The organism is Dictyobacter formicarum (assembly GCF_016587435.1).
In genome coordinates, this window is sequence record NZ_BNJJ01000001.1 from 196085 (window position 1) to 213392 (window position 17308).

General features: G+C 51.0%; 11 protein-coding genes. 8 read left to right on the forward strand and 3 right to left on the reverse strand.

What is annotated here, in order from left to right:
* Positions 1-250 precede the first annotated feature (250 nt).
* Both JMI88_RS00825 and cysS read left to right on the forward strand, forming a co-directional pair.
* Complete coding sequence (locus JMI88_RS00825; RefSeq protein WP_201359859.1) at positions 251-2023, forward strand: cation:proton antiporter; 1773 nt, start codon at positions 251-253, stop codon at positions 2021-2023.
* 222 nt (positions 2024-2245) lie between these two features.
* Entirely contained in the window at positions 2246-4651 is a 2406-nt protein-coding gene (gene cysS, locus JMI88_RS00830) for a cysteine--tRNA ligase (protein WP_201359860.1), read from the forward strand.
* A 22-nt stretch (positions 4652-4673) separates the two neighbouring features.
* Here cysS and JMI88_RS00835 read toward each other — a convergent pair whose 3' ends face one another.
* Complete coding sequence (locus tag JMI88_RS00835; RefSeq protein ID WP_201359861.1) at positions 4674-5813, reverse strand: enolase C-terminal domain-like protein; 1140 nt, start codon at positions 5811-5813, stop codon at positions 4674-4676.
* Between the two features lie 547 nt (positions 5814-6360).
* Between JMI88_RS00835 and JMI88_RS00840 the strand changes: the two genes are divergently transcribed.
* The 3 genes from JMI88_RS00840 (at position 6361) to JMI88_RS00850 (ending at position 9981) form a co-directional block, all read left to right on the forward strand.
* Complete coding sequence (locus JMI88_RS00840; RefSeq protein ID WP_201359862.1) at positions 6361-6960, forward strand: hypothetical protein; 600 nt, start codon at positions 6361-6363, stop codon at positions 6958-6960.
* 142 nt (positions 6961-7102) lie between these two features.
* Entirely contained in the window at positions 7103-9199 is a 2097-nt protein-coding gene (tkt, locus tag JMI88_RS00845) for a transketolase (RefSeq protein ID WP_201359863.1), read from the forward strand.
* Between the two features lie 485 nt (positions 9200-9684).
* Positions 9685-9981: a GlsB/YeaQ/YmgE family stress response membrane protein gene (locus tag JMI88_RS00850; protein WP_201359864.1), complete on the forward strand. Its 297-nt coding sequence runs from the start codon at positions 9685-9687 to the stop codon at positions 9979-9981.
* 184 nt (positions 9982-10165) lie between these two features.
* Here JMI88_RS00850 and glpK read toward each other — a convergent pair whose 3' ends face one another.
* The gene (glpK, locus tag JMI88_RS00855) at positions 10166-11668 is read right to left on the reverse strand and encodes a glycerol kinase GlpK (RefSeq protein WP_373323724.1); all 1503 of its coding nucleotides are present in this window, start codon (positions 11666-11668) and stop codon (positions 10166-10168) included.
* A 540-nt stretch (positions 11669-12208) separates the two neighbouring features.
* Between glpK and JMI88_RS00860 the strand changes: the two genes are divergently transcribed.
* From JMI88_RS00860 to JMI88_RS39190, 3 genes are all read left to right on the forward strand, one after another.
* The gene (locus JMI88_RS00860) at positions 12209-12463 is read left to right on the forward strand and encodes an RrF2 family transcriptional regulator (protein WP_268905953.1); all 255 of its coding nucleotides are present in this window, start codon (positions 12209-12211) and stop codon (positions 12461-12463) included.
* A 262-nt stretch (positions 12464-12725) separates the two neighbouring features.
* Positions 12726-14078, forward strand: a complete 1353-nt coding sequence (locus JMI88_RS00865; RefSeq protein ID WP_201359867.1) for an ABC transporter permease — start codon at positions 12726-12728, stop codon at positions 14076-14078.
* Positions 14079-14109: 31 nt separating this feature from the next.
* On the forward strand, positions 14110-15684 hold the full coding sequence (locus JMI88_RS39190) for an ABC transporter ATP-binding protein (RefSeq protein WP_236022757.1): 1575 nt from the start codon (positions 14110-14112) through the stop codon (positions 15682-15684).
* Positions 15685-15783: 99 nt separating this feature from the next.
* On the opposite strand, the gene JMI88_RS00880 is transcribed toward JMI88_RS39190, so the two are convergent.
* The gene (locus JMI88_RS00880) at positions 15784-17148 is read right to left on the reverse strand and encodes an FAD-binding oxidoreductase (protein WP_373323725.1); all 1365 of its coding nucleotides are present in this window, start codon (positions 17146-17148) and stop codon (positions 15784-15786) included.
* Positions 17149-17308: the final 160 nt, after the last annotated feature.

A 17308-nucleotide genomic window follows, 5' to 3' on the forward strand; every position in this document is an offset into this window, starting at 1 on the left:
CTATATTGGTAGGCTCTGCTATTCCACTTGCACTTTTCGGGTCTGGTATGTGATATACTACACTTACAGAGCTTCAATATCTTGCTTTTTGTCAAGCAAATACAATATATTATTATATATCTCTCTCAAAAATCATACCACCCCTGTACATTCTTCTTGTAGATGTCGCACACGTAACGGTCGTTTTCTGACCAACATGGGAACTCCAAACGTCGGCCTGCTAGCATAACATCGAGAAGGAACGAATTTAATGCATGACTTGCCAATCCTGGTGAATATTACGGTTGCTTTGATTGCGGCTTTTGCTGGTGGTATAGTTGCTCGCGTTTTAAAACTGCCACCGACGGTTGGTTATTTGTTAGGGGGTGTAGCGATCAGCCCTTTCACACCAGGCTACATAGGTGATACAAATACAATCCAGCAGTTAGCTGAAATGGGTATTGCCTTTTTGATGTTTGGCGTTGGTCTGCATTTTTCACTCCAAGATCTATGGGAGGTGCGTCGGATAGCGTTTCCTGGTGCCTTGTTCCAACTGCTCATCCTTACTCCCCTGGTGGTACTTGTGACCTCATTATGGGGCTGGTCTTTCCCCAGCGCCCTCATCGTCGGTCTGGCGGTCCCGATCGCTACCAGCACCGTGGTGATGCTGCGCAATTTGATGGATCAAGGACTACTTAATACTTCGCCTGGTAAAGCAGCTATTGGTTGGTTAGTATTGGAAGACTTGATTACGGTCCTGATTCTGGTGCTCATCCCTACTCTATCATATCATGCCTCCGGGCCTATCTGGCAGACCGTTGCTATAGCGCTATTGAAAGCCGCCGCTTTTGCTACGATTATGTTGATTGCGGGCACGCGCGTGATTCCTGTTCTGCTAAGTCGGATCTCGCTGACTGCTTCACGGGAACTCTTTATTGTTGCGATTGTGTTGGTTGCGTTGGGGACAGCTATCGCGGCCTCGGCCTTCTTTGGGATTTCGCTGGCGCTGGGCGCCTTTCTGGCTGGCGCGGTCATTAATGAGTCTATTCTAACTCAGCAGGTAGAGAGTGAGATTCTGCCGTTCCGTGAAACCTTTACAGTGCTTTTCTTTGTTTCAATCGGTATGCTGGTCAATCCAATACATTTGCTAGGGCATTTACGCGAGATCGCGCTCCTTGCTGTGATTATTATTGTGGGCAAATACTTACTGACCTTGCTTATGGGTATTGCCTTTAGGTGGCCTGAGCGCACTACCCTGGTTCTGGCGGCGGGACGCGGGCAAATCGGTGAGTTCGCTTTTATTTTAGGTGAGACAGGAGTGGCAGTAGGTTTGTTGGCCGAGGAGCAGTATTCTATCCTGCTGGTTGGCGCGATCGTGTCGATTATTATTAACCCTTTTATATTCCGTACATTACCTGTGACTGAACAGTTGCTGCGCAAGGCACCTTTACTCTGGGCGCGCATACAGCAACTGCCGGATCAACAGGCTGCTGGCGATGTTGCCTATCATGATCATGTGGTGATCGTTGGCTTTGGACGTGTAGGCGAGCATATTATTAAAGTATTGGGTCTGCTACATATACCACGCCTGGTAGTTGAGCTCAATGTGCAACGCATCCATAAATTGAATCAAAAGCAAATTCCAACTCTCTATGGCGATGTAGCTAATTCTGATATTCTGGTCCATGCTCAGGTAGATAAAGCACGTGCAGTGGTGGTGACGATTCCAGATGAGACGGCGGCTGAGATCGCGGTTATGAATGCTCGTCGTCTATCACCTGCTGTGCCTATTATCGTTCGTGCAACTACTCAGGCAGGATTACACAGACTTTTCGCTCGCGGCGCGACGGCTGTGATTCAACCAGAATTGGAGGGTGGCCTGGAAATCGTGAGTCTGACTTTGTCCGCATTAGATTTTCCGAAGGAACAGATTATCGAGTATATCGACAGCGTGCGTAGTGATCTGTACGATACATCCAAATTGACGCCAGCGGAACAACATGCCCTTGAGCAGATAGCGGCGCACCGGGCAAGTCAGACTTGATCGTCTTGCCGTTTCATCCAGTAATCGCCTCTATACAATTGTTGGACAAGCTACTCATTTGCCGATCATAGTTTCTTTATGAGATAAGAAGGACTATGATCGGTAGGATGTGCGCCTTGACAATAATTGGATTACAATCATAATATGAAGTACTGCACCTTCTTTCATATCATCAGCATCCACATAGTAGCCCATTCTTCAGTATAAAGGACAAATAGATAGATGGTAATGAAAATCTATAATACGCTGACCAGACAAGTTGAAGAAATAATTCCCCTCGAACCGGGCATAATAAAAATGTATTCCTGCGGTCCAACCGTCTATCGCAATATCCACATTGGCAATCTGCGTACCTTTACGATGGCCGATTGGCTGCGCCGTGCGTTCGAGTATCGCGGCTACCAGGTGCTACATGTGAAGAATATCACTGATGTCGGACATATGCGCCAGGAAATGCTAGATCGGGGCGAGGATAAGGTCATTGCGCAGGCTCGTAAGGAAGGGAAGACCTCGGCCCAGATCGCGCAATTCTATACGCAGTCTTTTCTGGAGGATGAGGCCAGCTTGCATATTTTGCCCGCCCATATCTTTCCACGCGCCACTCAGCATGTGCCAGAGATGATTGCGATCGTTCAACGTCTGCTTGAAAAAGGACTGGCCTATGAGGCGGGGAACAATGTCTACTACGATACGCAGAAGTTCACGGAATATGGCAAGCTCTCGGGCAATGAGGTGGAAAATATGGTAACGGCCAATAGCGAGGCGATAGATCCTAATCGCCGCCATCAGGAGGATTTTGCGCTCTGGAAACTGGCTGAGGAGGGGCGCGAAATGGCCTGGGAGAGTCCCTGGGGACGTGGTTTTCCCGGCTGGCATATCGAGTGTAGCGCTATGTCGATGAAGTATCTGGGCGAGCATTTTGATATTCATACCGGTGGCGTGGATAATATTTTCCCCCACCATGAGGATGAGATTGCGCAGAGCGAGGGCTACACTGGTGGCTCCTTCGTTAATTATTGGATTCATGCCCAGCATTTGCTGGCCGATGGGCAAAAGATGGCTAAATCGACTGGCAATGCCTATATCCGTACAGAGATTGAACAGCGGGGATTTGATCCGCTGGCTCTGCGTATGTTCTATACGACGGCGATCTATCGGAGTCGCTTGAACTTTACGTTCCGTGCACTACAGGCTTCACAGACTGCTTTGACGCGCTTGCGCAATCTGGCCTATCAACTCTTCTTGCAAGCCGATCAAGGCCTGTTGCGCGATCATGGTCGTCCCGCCCACACTCATTGGGATGATGAGTTTTTGCAGGCGGTTGAGGATGATCTGAATATGCCCCGCGCGATGTCTATCATCTGGCAGTTGCTGCGCTCCACAACGGATGATCCGACCACAAAAATTGGTCTGCTGTTGGACTTTGATCGCATTTTGGGCTTTGATCTCTATACCTATTTATTTAGCGAGGCGCCTCGCCAGGCTCACGATCCAGGCTTCTCTCTTTCCATCCTGCCAGGCAGTGTGAAAGCTACGGTTTTACAGCGCGAGCAGTTACGACAGCACAACGATTATGCTCGGGCCGATCAACTACGTCAGCAAGTTAATCAGGCTGGCTATGCGATCCGCGATACGCGCGCGGGTACGCAGATCTTGTTGCGCCGCCTCGAAGATGAGTTTCACGTCCTCTCCAGTGCACGCGACGTGCCCGACGATAGCCTCAAACCAGATCTCTATGATTTTTCCATCAATCTAGTGGCCCATAACAATCGGGCAGATCTGGAGCGCTGCATTCAAAGCATCTGCCAGCATGCAGGCGATCAGAAACTTGAGATTCTGATTGTCGAGAATGGCTCGACCGATGATACACTGTCCTATCTACAACAGCTGGCACGCCAGCAGAGTTTAACGGATAGCCAGGATCAATCCGTTACGATCAAGGTGCTTTTTATCGATCATAATATGGGCTTTGGCGCAGGCAGAAATGCAACGCTGCGGGCCAGCCGTGGAAAATATGTCATCTTATTGGATACCTCCATTGAGCTTAAAGCAGCGATCTGGCCGCTCCTACGCCATATACTGGACGATCTAGATGTAGGCCTGGCCGGCCCTTACGGACTGGTAACGACCGATTTACGCGAGTTTGAAGAAGCGGCCGGACCCTATGTAGATGCTATTGAGGGTTATTTAATGGCTTTCCGCCGCTCTTTGCTACCTGAGGTGGGCTGGTTCAATGAGAAGTTCCGCTTCTATCGCCTGGCCGATGTCTACTATAGCTTTATGTTTAAAACCTCTGGCTACCAGGTTGTCACTATTCCGCAGTTGCAGGAGCGAATCATCAAACATCCACATCGCGAATGGTACAGCCTCAATGAAGAAGAGCAACGCACAAAAAGTAAAAAGAATTATGATATTTTCCGTGCGCGCTGGCACCACGGTCAGAGCTTGCTGACGGCTAATTATCAACCTGAGCAGCGCTGGTTTGGCCATGACCATCCCTATCACCTGGAAGGCTCCCATACCCATCCAGCCGAGGAACTGCCAGCCCCAGGTATGATGCATAGCCATAAACACCAGCACTGGCCCGACCATGACCACGAGCATCCCCACTATCATAGCAAGAGATAGTATTTATCTACCGTCCACTGGTCTATAAGCGCAGGGAGAAGCCAGATTCATCTCTGGCTTTGCTGAAGATGGCTTCGTCCAGGGACAGCCCAAATCCTGGTGTGGCGGGTACATGGACCTGGCCTTCTTGAAGACTATAACCGGGGGCGCTCAGGCCAGGGGTGGTGGCTTCATCCCATTCGAGATAGAGGAAGTTCTGAATGGCTCCGGCCAGGTGAGCGCCGACATAGTTTCCGTAATGGGTTCCATAGTGGTGTGGCGCTACCCGCGCTCCCCAGCGATCTAACTGGCTACCAGTGGAGAGCCAGGAAGTAAATCCATGACTGAAGAGGTCATACTGCACTACATCGACCAGTCCGATGCGCGCCCATTCCAGCAAGTGTGGGTCGGCAACACCTTCTCCGTCGCTGATCAAGATTGAGAGTTGCCGGGCTTCCAGCCATTCACGCAGGTCTTCATATAAAATGGCGTCTTCGTGGAAGGGCTCTTCGATCCAGAAGACGGTGTCCTGCGCCGTCTCCTGCAAAATGTGCTTGATGATATTCAGATTGTAGCCGTTGTTGGCATCCAGCATTATCGGCAGATCCGGTCCGATCTCTTTACGCACCGCATGCACAACGGCGATGTCGCGCTGGATACCTTGCTCCAGCGGCATATGCCGTGATCCACGTCCAATTTTGATTTTGAAGGCGCGATGCCCACGTTCATAACCTTCGCGCGCCTCGCTAGCGATCAATCGCGCAGCCTCGGCATCGTCAACAATTTGTAGATCATCCATATACAGTGAGGTATCGTAACAGGGAACGCGTAGAGGTTCAGTGGCCTTTATGCCTGTCATGGCTGCGGCCAGGACATAAACCGGTTGCTTCTGGCGTTGTCCCGCCAGATCCCATAGCGCATAGTCAAATGTTTGCCAGGAAATGGCTGTTCCATGCTGGGCATCAAATACGTCATTTATGCGGCGCCCCAGTAAGGTCGCTGCCTGCTCCTCCACTGCATGGCACAGACCGAAACCACGGATGCCATCTTCAGTGGTTAGGCGTACTAATGGTACACGCACGCGGCTCCCGTGGGCTCCCAGACGTGCATTACTTCCAACCATCCTGGGACGTTCTCCCTCCAATAGTCCCCATTCAATCGCTGCAATACGTGGATTTTCCATGCTTATGTCCTCCCCAGACTTCAAATAAACTTTTACAGTACTAACTCATGATGAGATACAGCCACAATCACAGCTTACCATATCCAACCATTGCTCGCTTCTTGCCGTATTATGAATCATGATCAAGCCATGATCGCACACTCTGCAATTAAATGTTGCAATAAAATCCATACAACTAATAGCAAAATGGCTGGTAAAACAGCACTACACTGGCTCTTGCCTCGCTTCACTATAACACGTATACTTGTAACTTTGCCTCAGTTTAAGCGATATAGCTTCAGATCTCAACGCACACTCAGTTATATGCAGCGAGGCAAGGCCGTAAGTCGCGATCTGCAAAAGATATATGGGCAGGCTGCCTTTGCGCTTGGGTAAGCGTTGTCCATTGCACAGGTTGCACTATTCAACTATAATATGATAGCTCCCGATAATGCTTTGGTTGTAGCCGTATGTGACGATAGTAGATAGGTATGATGTCAGGTTGTCGAATATTTGGTAGATTCACACGTGATATATCGTCAGGCTAGCTCATTGGAGTTCAGAGGCTATGAAAAAGCTGGGACACTATTTCGCTCTTTCTTCGTTGTGTTTATGCGCCCTGGCTACTAATCTGACCGCCTGTGACCCACCTTCCGTCCACCATGCCTCGGCGCAGGTGTCTGTCAACACCCACCATGCGGTCACGGCTATAGATGGTTTTAGCACACATAGTGGAGATGGCTATACAATCAGCTATCCCAATGGTTGGCAGTTCAGCACCAATACTACCAATACCGGTGGTTATGTGGGGGATTTTTTTACGGCACCTGCAGGTAACTATGTCTTCCATGTCTATCCCAGCCAGGATCAGACTTCGGCCGCGACGATCTTGAATCAGTTTTTGACCGGTGATATGCGTAGCCGCTTGCTTCCGATCGCTGCGACGATTACGGTTAATGGCGTTGTCTGGCAGCAGGGGAAAGCTTTAACGACCGATCAGGTTACTGGCAAGCCGGTGGAGAAAATTGGGTGGGTGGCGAAAAATGCGGTAGCCCCACAGCGTATCCCTTACTTTGTGCTGCACGCCGATGGCGATCCCGCTGCTTTCGACCAGTATACCAATACCTATTTCCTTCCCATGTTGCGTTCTTTCCAGTTCACTAAGTAGCGTATAGCTCTGGCTCCTGGAAAGGAAATCCATCCCGGTATTCCATCCTTTGGAGGAAGATAATTGATGCCGCGTTCATGATACTGTCTAGGGTGCTTCTCTCGTTGGTAGCCCATACATCATAGCAAGGAGAAAGAAATTTATGGTCACGACAGCGAAAACTGACATTGATCAGTTGTGCATCAATACTATTCGCACCCTTTCTATGGATGCGGTCCAGGCGGCCAAATCAGGTCATCCTGGTACGCCAATGGCATTAGCTCCGGTAGCTTATTGCCTCTGGCAAAAATATTTACACTTTTCGCCAGAGGATCCGATCTGGCCGAATCGGGATCGTTTTGTGCTTTCCAATGGCCATGCTTCGATGCTGCTTTACAGTCTGCTGCATCTGACGGGCGTAAAGGCGGTTAATCCACGCTATGAGCGGCTCGGGGTGCCTTCGGTGACACTGGATGATATTAAGCATTTCCGTGAGTTGAATAGTAAGTGCCCTGGCCATCCTGAATATCGCTGGACTTCGGGAGTAGAGACAACAACGGGTCCGCTGGGTCAGGGGGTATCAAATAGCGTGGGAATGGCCATTGCCAGTAAGTGGCAGGCACAATACTTTAATCGTCCAGGCTTTGAGCTGTTCAATTTTGATGTCTATGCTATCTGTGGCGATGGGTGCCTGATGGAGGGCATCAGTAACGAGGCGGCCTCACTGGCGGGACATTTGAAGCTTTCTAATCTGTGCTGGATTTATGATAATAATCATATTACGATCGAAGGCAATACTGCGCTGGCTTTTAGCGATGATGTGGCCACCCGTTTCCTTTCCTATGGTTGGAATGTGACCCGCGTCGGAGATGCCAACGACCTGGAGATGCTTTCGCGAGCCTTTGATGTCTTCAAAGCTACCGATGATCGTCCGACGATGATTATTGTGGATAGCCACATTGGCTATGGGGCTCCCAATAAACAGGATACCAGCGCAGCCCATGGAGAACCACTTGGCGAAGAGGAAGTTCGCTTGACCAAGCAGCGCTATGGCTGGCCGCCAGATGCTAAATTTTTGGTGCCAGAGGGGGTCTATGAGCATTTCCAGGCAGAGATGGGGAAGCGTGGCAATCAGTTGGAGCAGGCCTGGTATCAGTTGTTTGATGATTATAAGAAGGACTACCCGGAACTGGCTGATAATCTGGATAAGATGCAGCATCGTCAGTTGCCTGAGGGCTGGGATCAAGGTCTTCCTACATTTCCACCTGATCCAGTGGGGATTGCTTCGCGTAAGTCTTCAGGGCAGGTGCTGAATGCGGTCGCTAAAAATGTGCCCTGGCTGCTTGGTGGAGCAGCCGATCTGGCCCCTTCTACCAATACACGTCTGACCTTTAAGGGTGCGGACGATTTTGAGGCGGATAATTATGGAGGGCGCAATTTCCACTTTGGGGTCCGCGAGCATGCGATGTGTGCCATCGTCAATGGTATGTCGCTCTCTAAATTACGTCCCTATGCCGCTGGCTTCTTCATCTTTACCGATTATTGTCGCGCGGCAATTCGTTTGAGCGCGATCATGGAAATTCCTGTAATCTATATCTTTACCCACGACTCTATTAGCGTGGGTCAGGATGGACCTACACACCAGCCCATTGAGCAGCTGGCTTCTTTGCGTGCGATGCCTGGCATCATTACTATCCGCCCGGCCGATGCTAATGAGGTGGTTGAGGCCTGGAAAGTGATTATGCCTCTGCATCATGAGCCGGTTGTGCTGATACTTTCACGTCAAGAATTGCCTACCTTGGATCGCACTAAGTATGGATCTGCGGCGGGCGTGGCTAAAGGAGCTTATGTGCTGGCTGATGCTCCCGGTGGCAAACCAGAGGTGCTCTTGCTGGCAACAGGTAGTGAAGTTCAGCTCTGCATCAAGGCTTATGAGCAATTGATCGCTGAAGGTATTAAGGCTCGCGTTGTGAGTATGCCGTCCTGGGAACTCTATGAGCAGCAAAGCCAGGAGTATAAGGATAGTGTTTTGCCTCCCAATGTGACTGCACGCGTTTCGGTTGAGGCCGGATCTACTATTGGCTGGGCCCACTATATCGGTATGAATGGAACCGTCCTCGGCATGAAGTCCTTCGGTGCCTCCGCTCCTTTAGATATGGTGCTGCAGCACTTCGCGTTTACACCTGACCATATTATTAAGGCCGCCAAAGAGCAATTGGCACGTGTCAAAACTCCTCCGAAGGACGCCCAAAAAGAATAAGCGGCGAGGTAAACATACAAGGAGCGCCTCTTTCCCGTGGACGCGTTCGCAGCTTCTCCTTTCCAGCATTGGTGCCGCCATTGGGCGGCACCAATGCTGCCAGGAAATATCAAATATTTTCAGTGGGCGTATCACTTTCGACAATCAGGGCGATCCAATCGATAAAGCCCTTGTTCTACACAACATTCAACTTGCCTCAGATAGCTTCAATCATACTCATCCTGATCATGTAATTGGTGCTTTTCGCTAAAAAAAGGCTTTTATCCTTAGCAGTTTATCAGTTGCTAGCTCAACAAGATTAGAAATCTTAAAGCTTTTTTAGGAAATGATTAATATCCCGCTATACTCCAAAAATGTGTATCTCTTTTTCTTTACGCAACCGTATAATACTCAGAACGGAGAAACAAAAATAACTTCTCCAGATTGAATAATCTTTTAATAACTGCTAACGAAACATTTGTAAGTTAGAGAAGGAGAAACAATATATGTTTGCTGCTACAACTCTTACACTTGCTGCTATTGATCTTGGTGGCATTGTCTGGTGGTTGCTGGTCGGTCTGATCGCTGGCGCCCTGGCTAGCCTGGTCATGCGCGGCGGTGGTTATGGTATCGTTGGCGACATCGTCGTTGGTCTCGTAGGAGCATTGATTGGTGGTTTCCTGGCTAGCCTGGTCGGCCTGGGTGGCTATGGTTTCATTGGTACAACCATCGTTGCTTTCATCGGTGCTTGTATCCTCATCGCTATCCTGCGTGCCGTTAGTGGTAGCACCCGCCGCGTATAACTTCTATACGTATGCTGCGCAAAGAACATACTACACTTGTTCACTTCCCTTTCAAGAGTTAACATAAATAAAGGGCCCCTCTTCTGACGAGGAGGGCCCCTTTATTTATACTCATATCTCACTGCACAGAGGCGGCCTGATGCCCCATCACGGGGCATCAGGCCGCCTCTGTGCAGTGAGAAGTTTATTTTTCCCAGTGCAGGGAGCGTTCAACTGCACGTTTCCAGTTATTGTAGTTGTGATCACGCTGATCCTGGCTCATCTGTGGCTCAAAGGTGCGGTCGACAGCCCAGTACCTGGCGACTTCTTGCATGCTGCTCCAGAAGCCAACGGCTAGTCCGGCCAGGTAGGCCGCGCCTAGAGCGGTGGTTTCGACTACCAGGGGCCGCTGTACCGGCACTCCCAGGATATCGGCCTGAAACTGCATAAGTAGATTATTGGCGACCGCGCCGCCGTCTACGCGCAGGGTCTTGAGGTGGGTGCCGCTGTCTGCCACCATAGCTTCCAACACGTCACGAGTTTGATAGCACATTGACTCCAGCGTTGCGCGCGCGATATGTCCAATCGATGAGCCACGTGTCAGGCCAACGATGGTGCCACGGGCGTACTGGTCCCAGTGTGGCGCCCCCAGGCCAACAAAAGCTGGCACCAAATATACTCCACCATTATCCTTTTCAGTCGCAGCCAGGGCTTCCACTTCAACGCTGCTCTGAATGGCACGTAAGCCATCGCGCAACCATTGGACCGCTGCGCCGGTTATAAAGATGCTGCCTTCCAATGCATAGGTGATGTCTGCGCGCTTTGGATCTCCCAGACCCCAGGCAATGGTTGTCAGCAAACCGTTCTTTGATGGTACGTCTTTGGAGCCGGTGTTCATTAACATAAAGCTGCCGGTGCCGTACGTGTTTTTGGCCATACCGACTTCATAGCAGGCCTGGCCAAAAGTTGCGGCCTGCTGGTCTCCGGCGATACCGGCCATTTTGATCGGACCACCAAAGAACTCAGGATCGGTCTCACCGTAGATCGCACTGGATGGCATGACTGTCGGTAGCATCGAACGGGGCACGCCTAGCTCTTTGAGCAGTACGTCATCCCATTCACCAGTATGAATATTGAAAAGTAGTGTTCGGGATGCGTTGGTATAGTCAGTAACGTGGATACGACCTTTGGAGAGGCGCCATAGCAAGAAGGTATCTACAGTACCAAAGAGTAGCTCGCCGCGCTCGGCTTTTTCACGCGCTCCCTCAACATTATCCAGGATCCATTTCACTTTTGTGCCTGAAAAATAAGCATCGGTCACCAGGCCTGTGCGTTCTCGGATCTCTTTGTCGAAGCCTTTGGCTGTGAGTTCGTCACAAATCTGGGCGGTTAGGCGGCTCTGCCATACAATAGCATTAAATATTGGCTTTCCAGTGGCTTTTTCCCATACCAGCGCGGTTTCGCGTTGGTTAGTAATACCTAAAGCCGCAATATCAGCCGCTGAGGCGTTGGCTTTCTGCATAACTTCCTGGGCTACCGCCAGCTGGCTGGACCAGATAGCTTCGGGATCGTGCTCTACCAATCCAGGGGCTGGATAGATCTGAGGAAATTCCTGCTGCGCCACGCTTACTATTGATCCATCATGATCGAAAATAATTGCGCGCGAGCTGGTTGTGCCTTGATCTAATGCTAAAATGTACTTTGCCATCATAACTCTCTTTCTCAAGAACGTGTCTTTCAACAACACCGTAGTGATAAGCGCGAACAGCGGCGTCTCCACTTATCCAATAAAAATAACTGTACTTTGGCTCGATTGATAAAAGTCGCCGGCCCATCATCAATCTTCAGGCTAGCATTAATCTCAGACTCTACTATAGGAGAGCAACATTAACCATTATATACTAGATAGGGCTGAAAACTCATTTTGTCCATTATATGCTTGGATTCGCTGCTTATAGAGGCAAGCTAATAAAAATCACGAGATGGGAGGCTTCGTCATCTGACTGCTCTTTACGATACATCCAAGACGACCTTGCCACGATTGTGTCGTCCCTCAATACGCTGATGGGCTTGCTGGACCTCTGCTATAAGTAGGTGTCAGAGGTAGTATAGCGCCCATACACGAATGCTGTCATGATCCAAAAGAGACATTGTGTGCCATTTAATGGCCCTTCGATCGTGGTGCCCCCTGACGGCGGCGCCACGAAGGAAAACCCTGGGGTCGTGCCATTAATCTCAGGAGATTATTATAGGACAGCTTGTGCGGCAGACTGAGGAAGATTTTTATCTTGTAGAATGCTTCAACGCCGAAAAAAACCACTGCTTCATCACACCTCAATGCCAGCTGCGTTCGGTCTTCGCGGAAGCGACGCAGGCCTTTCTGCAGGTCCTCGATAGCTATACTCTGGCAGATATCGCACACAACCCGTTGCTGGCACAACACATTATCCAGATAGAGCCGTCAAGGAGCAAAACGGTCCCCACCCAGACAGAATCGGCATGAGTGTAACCATGAATGCTTCAACAACAGGCTAGCAGCCAGGAAATCATATGATCAAACATGCCAGACAGCTCACTAAAAACTACAGCACCGCTTCACTGTTTGGCCAGGTTGAAACATATTTTACAACTCTTTTACAAACAACTTAATCATTTCTGATAGAAGCCCCCTATACTCCTATTTAGGAACACAAAAGGCTCTCTTTTATTCCTAGCCGTAAAGGCTTATTTTGAGTTCCAACAATCAGCAGAAGGAAGTAAGGGACATGGATATCGTTATACGTGGCATGAGGAATGTGCTACGTAACCCGCTACGATTGTTGCTAGTGGTGCTCCTGTTAGGCGCAAGCTTGATGCTTGTGGCTGCGATGGTTAGCCTTAATAGCAGCGCGCAGCAACAATTAACAAATGTACATAAAGAGGTGGGAACAGCTATCACAGTCAACTACGCGACTAACGATAGTCAGAGTGACGCGCCAGGCACAGGCGGCACAGGATCAACCAATAGAGGTGGCAATGGCGATGGTTTCTTCAACCGGCAGCCCTCTACTCCTATTCCCAATAGCATCATTACAACAGTGTCGCATCTACCCGGCGTCAGCAGCGTTGAGGCAAATTTGAGGCGCACAGATACGAATAGCACACTCAAAACCAGTACAATTCAAACGCCTGGTGGCAGGTCTATCTCGATTCCTCCAACGGTAAACGGGATTTCTACAGGCGCGACACACTTTACCTTAACAGGTGGAAGCACACCCACTCTAGTGTCGGGACGCAGTTTCCAGGCTAGCGATGCTAACACTAATGTGGCTATGATGAGCCAGACACTGGCCAGCAGCAATAGCCTGTCGGTCGGCTCTACCTTTACCCTGCAAGGCAAGACCTTTACCATCATTGGCCTCTTCAGCACCGATCAACAATTCGCCAACAGCGCACTGGTGATCCCAATGGCAACTATGCAGAGCATCTTTTCAGTAAATGGCGTGGACTCGATTACAGTTTACGCACAAACTTATGAGCAGGCGGATACGCTGGCGGCCAAAATACGTACCACTCTGGGTAAATCTTATGATGTTGTCACCGAGGCTTCAACCTACGCCAGTACCATTAGCGCGCTTAATGCTGCTCAAAACAGTAGCAAGCTGGCGCTCATTGTAGCGATTGTTACCGCCACCCTGGTCATTATCTTTGCCGTATTTATTACCGTCCACGAGAGAACAGTAGAAATTGGCACCCTCAAAGCGATCGGGGCCTCGCACTGGCAAGTGATTCGCCAGTTCTGGGGCGAAGTGCTGGCGCTGAGCGTTGTGGCAGCGCTGATAGCAGTGGTCCTGCTTGCAACCCTGGGATCAGTCATCACCAGGGCTTTCGATGTCTCTACGCCAACCACAACGGCACCAACACCTGGTGGCTTTGGCAGAGGCGGATTCGGCGCTGGCCGCGCCTTGTTCGCGCAGCAGGCCGCCAATCTCAATGTCCATCTGTCTTCCGCCACATTAAATGCGCAAACACTACTGATCATCGTGGGACTTGGCATGGGACTGGCAGTGCTGACAAGCATTATCCCCGCCTGGTATGTGGCGCGTATCAAGCCAGCTGAAGTGTTGCGCAGAATATAGTGGAGCCAAAGAAAGGCAAAGGGGAATACGCATGGATACAGACTTGACCCCTATAGATGAGCAGGAAAACGAGGAATTAGAGGAGGCGCTAACGCCACTGCAATCGGAGGCGCAAGACGGGAGGCGCATCACCATTACCGCCAGCGGATTAAGTAAATCCTTCATGCATAAAGGGGAAGAGATCAAAGCGGTCGATGATGCTAACTTTACCTTTACTGAGCGGCAGTTCATCACCATCATGGGTCCCAGTGGATCGGGCAAATCGACGCTTCTGTATCTACTGGGTGGAATGGACCAGGCCACAAGTGGCGAACTGCAGATTGATGGCGTGGACGTGGGGCACCTCTCAGAGCAGCAGGAACATAAATTCAGGCGCGAGAAACTGGGGTTCGTCTTTCAATCCTTCCATCTGCTATCTAATATGACGGCGCTGGAGAATGTCATGCTACCTATGCAGCTAGCGGGAGGACAAACACCAGCGTATATGCGTGAGCGGGCACGCTCTCTACTGAGAGAAGTGGGAATGAACGAAGATCGCCATAACCACCTGCCCGGCAAATTGTCTGGCGGACAGCAACAGCGCGTGGCGATCGCGCGAGCGTTGGCCAACGATCCCAGCGTAATCCTGGCCGATGAGCCAACGGGCAACCTGGATGCGCGCACCGGGACGCGCATCATTGAGCTGCTGAAAAAGCTAGCCGAGCAGGGCAAGACTGTGATTGTGGTGACGCACGATCGCGGTATTGCTCGCCTGGCAGATGTGCGCCTGGAAATGGAAAATGGCAAGCTTAAACCTATGCCCAAATATATCGGCGCTCAAGATGCCAGCACCAGAACAGTGGCTGTGAAATCATGGGACGAGATACCAGTGACGATTGTCGCCGAGGGCTTGAGCAAATATTTCAAGTATCGAGGCCAGACCATCAAGGCGGTAGATAAAGTAAACTTTTCGTTTAAGGAGCAGCAATTTGTCACCATCACTGGCCCCAGCGGCTCCGGGAAATCGACGCTACTGTATATAATGAGTGGGTTAGATCAGGCTACAAGTGGAGATTTACTCGTCGATGGGGTAGATGTCAGGCGCCTCGCTGGCCGGAAAGAGAATCATTTCAGACGTGAGAAGATCGGCTTTGTCTTTCAATCTTATCACCTGATTTCCAATCTGACAGCACTGGAGAACGTCATGCTGCCTATGCAGATGGTGCTCGGTAAGTCAGCAGAAGAAATACGCGAGCGAGCACGCAACCTGCTGTTCCTGGTGGGACTAAACGAGGACCGTCATAGCCACCTGCCCGGCAAACTATCCGGAGGGCAACAGCAGCGCGTAGCGATCGCGCGAGCGCTGGCCAACGATCCCAGGGTGATCCTGGCCGATGAGCCGACGGGCAACCTGGATGCCTATAATAGCAAGAGAATTATCGAATTACTCAAAAAGCTGGCCGAGCAGGGCAAGACCGTGGTTGTGGTGACGCATGACCGCAGCATCGCACGTGTGGCAGATGTGCGCCTGGAAATGGAAGATGGCAGGCTCACAGGGATGGGCAATCAAATTGCTCCAGCCCGCCCTATTACGACCGTGCGCAAGAAAAAAGGCAAAAAGAAGTAGCGATCAGTGCCCTCAAAAAATAGCCCCGAGAGCCAGACGAATAGATGAGCAATGCTTACGTAAGCATTGCCCATCTATTCGTCTGGCTCTCGGGCAACATTATGTGGTTGGCTTGATATTTTGATTTACGTGGAACAAGTTATCCGGATCATACGTTGCTTTGATCTCGCCCAGTCGGGCATAGTTGTCGCGATAGGCTGCCTGCACGTAGTCGGCGCCTTCATCCATCATCATGTTGACATAGCCCCCGCCTGATGAATAGGGATGGAGCGCCATCCAATAGTCTTTAGCCCACTGGATCATGCGCTCGTTGTTCGCCGGGTCGGGATCAACGCCAACGATTACCTCGGCGAAGTTGGCGTCACGGAAACTGAACGCGGTATCGCTCGCATCAGCGCGATGGGCCGCTCCGTTGATCGGGTAGAGGTGCGCCGTCGAATGCATCGTCGGCAGTTGCGCGCTATACTTCAGATGCAGATCAATCGCCTTGTCACTCAGGTCGGTAAAGAAGTCGGTCTTCCAATACCACTGCAAGCCCTTCGGGTAGAGTGCGTCGAAGAGACTTTGGAGCATCGGCCACGGAATCGGTCCGGCGAAATCCACCGCCGGCGGGATGTGCGCGCGAATTGGTTGGAACAGTGTGTCGGCTTGCTCCAGCGCTCCACTGTAGCACCACACGATGGCACACATCTTCTGGAGATGAAATTGCTCTGGAAACGGTGGGGCCGGTGGCACCGTGATAAACCCGAACCAGCCATTAATCTCTTCGGGAGCGTTCAAGATGAAGTCGCGCCAGAATTTCATTACGTCTGCTGCCTGGTCGAGCGGCCAGAGCATCGGACCGCCGTAAACCGTGCTGATAGGATGCAGTTGGAACAGAAACGAGGTGACGACCCCGAAGTTGCCACCACCACCGCGGACCGCCCAGAACAGGTCGGCATGCTCGTCGGCGCTGGCCATGACGAAGCTGCCGTCGGCGAGCACTATGTCAACACCCAATAGGTTGTCGATCGTCAGGCCGAATGTACGTGCGAGGTAGCCAATGCCGCCGCCCAACGTCAGCCCACCAACGCCAGTAGTTGAAATGAAGCCGCTCGGCGTCGCCAATCCGAAGGGATGAGTGGCATGGTCCACTTCTCCCCACGTGCAGCCGCCTGCAACGCGAACCGTGCGTGCTTCTGGATCAACGCGAATACCCTTCATCTCAGAGAGGTCGATTACCAGACCGTCGTCACAGGTGCTCAGTCCGGGACCATTGTGCCCGCCACCCCGGACAGCCAATGTCAGTTGGTGGTCGCGCGCAAAGTTGATGGCCGCGATCACATCGGCCACATCCACGCAGCGAGCAATGAGCGCAGGGTGCTTGTTAATCATGCCGTTGTAGACCTGGCGAGCCTGCTCGTAGTCCGCGTCGCCGGGTCGAAGCAGCGCACCACGCAGGCGAGATGCCAGATCCTGGACCATCGTCTCATCCAAAGTGACTGTAGCGTATTGTTGTTCCATTATACCTTTCTCCTTGTTTGCGCTGTTTCAAACAAAGTTGCGAACTACTATGCTATCTTTATGTGACTTAGGATAGCATGGGCAGCGTTAGGACAACGTTTGGTAATGCCGGATGTGGAAG

What these genes read in the sequence shown, in the direction of transcription:
- JMI88_RS00825 (WP_201359859.1), top strand. Translation starts at nt 251, where the DNA reads ATGCATGACTTGCCAATCCTGGTGAATATTACGGTTGCTTTGATTGCG.
- cysS (WP_201359860.1), top strand. Translation starts at nt 2,246, where the DNA reads ATGGTAATGAAAATCTATAATACGCTGACCAGACAAGTTGAAGAAATA.
- JMI88_RS00835 (WP_201359861.1), bottom strand. Translation starts at nt 5,813, where the DNA reads ATGGAAAATCCACGTATTGCAGCGATTGAATGGGGACTATTGGAGGGA.
- JMI88_RS00840 (WP_201359862.1), top strand. Translation starts at nt 6,361, where the DNA reads ATGAAAAAGCTGGGACACTATTTCGCTCTTTCTTCGTTGTGTTTATGC.
- tkt (WP_201359863.1), top strand. Translation starts at nt 7,103, where the DNA reads ATGGTCACGACAGCGAAAACTGACATTGATCAGTTGTGCATCAATACT.
- JMI88_RS00850 (WP_201359864.1), top strand. Translation starts at nt 9,685, where the DNA reads ATGTTTGCTGCTACAACTCTTACACTTGCTGCTATTGATCTTGGTGGC.
- glpK (WP_373323724.1), bottom strand. Translation starts at nt 11,668, where the DNA reads ATGGCAAAGTACATTTTAGCATTAGATCAAGGCACAACCAGCTCGCGC.
- JMI88_RS00865 (WP_201359867.1), top strand. Translation starts at nt 12,726, where the DNA reads ATGGATATCGTTATACGTGGCATGAGGAATGTGCTACGTAACCCGCTA.
- JMI88_RS39190 (WP_236022757.1), top strand. Translation starts at nt 14,110, where the DNA reads ATGGATACAGACTTGACCCCTATAGATGAGCAGGAAAACGAGGAATTA.
- JMI88_RS00880 (WP_373323725.1), bottom strand. Translation starts at nt 17,148, where the DNA reads ATGGTCCAGGATCTGGCATCTCGCCTGCGTGGTGCGCTGCTTCGACCC.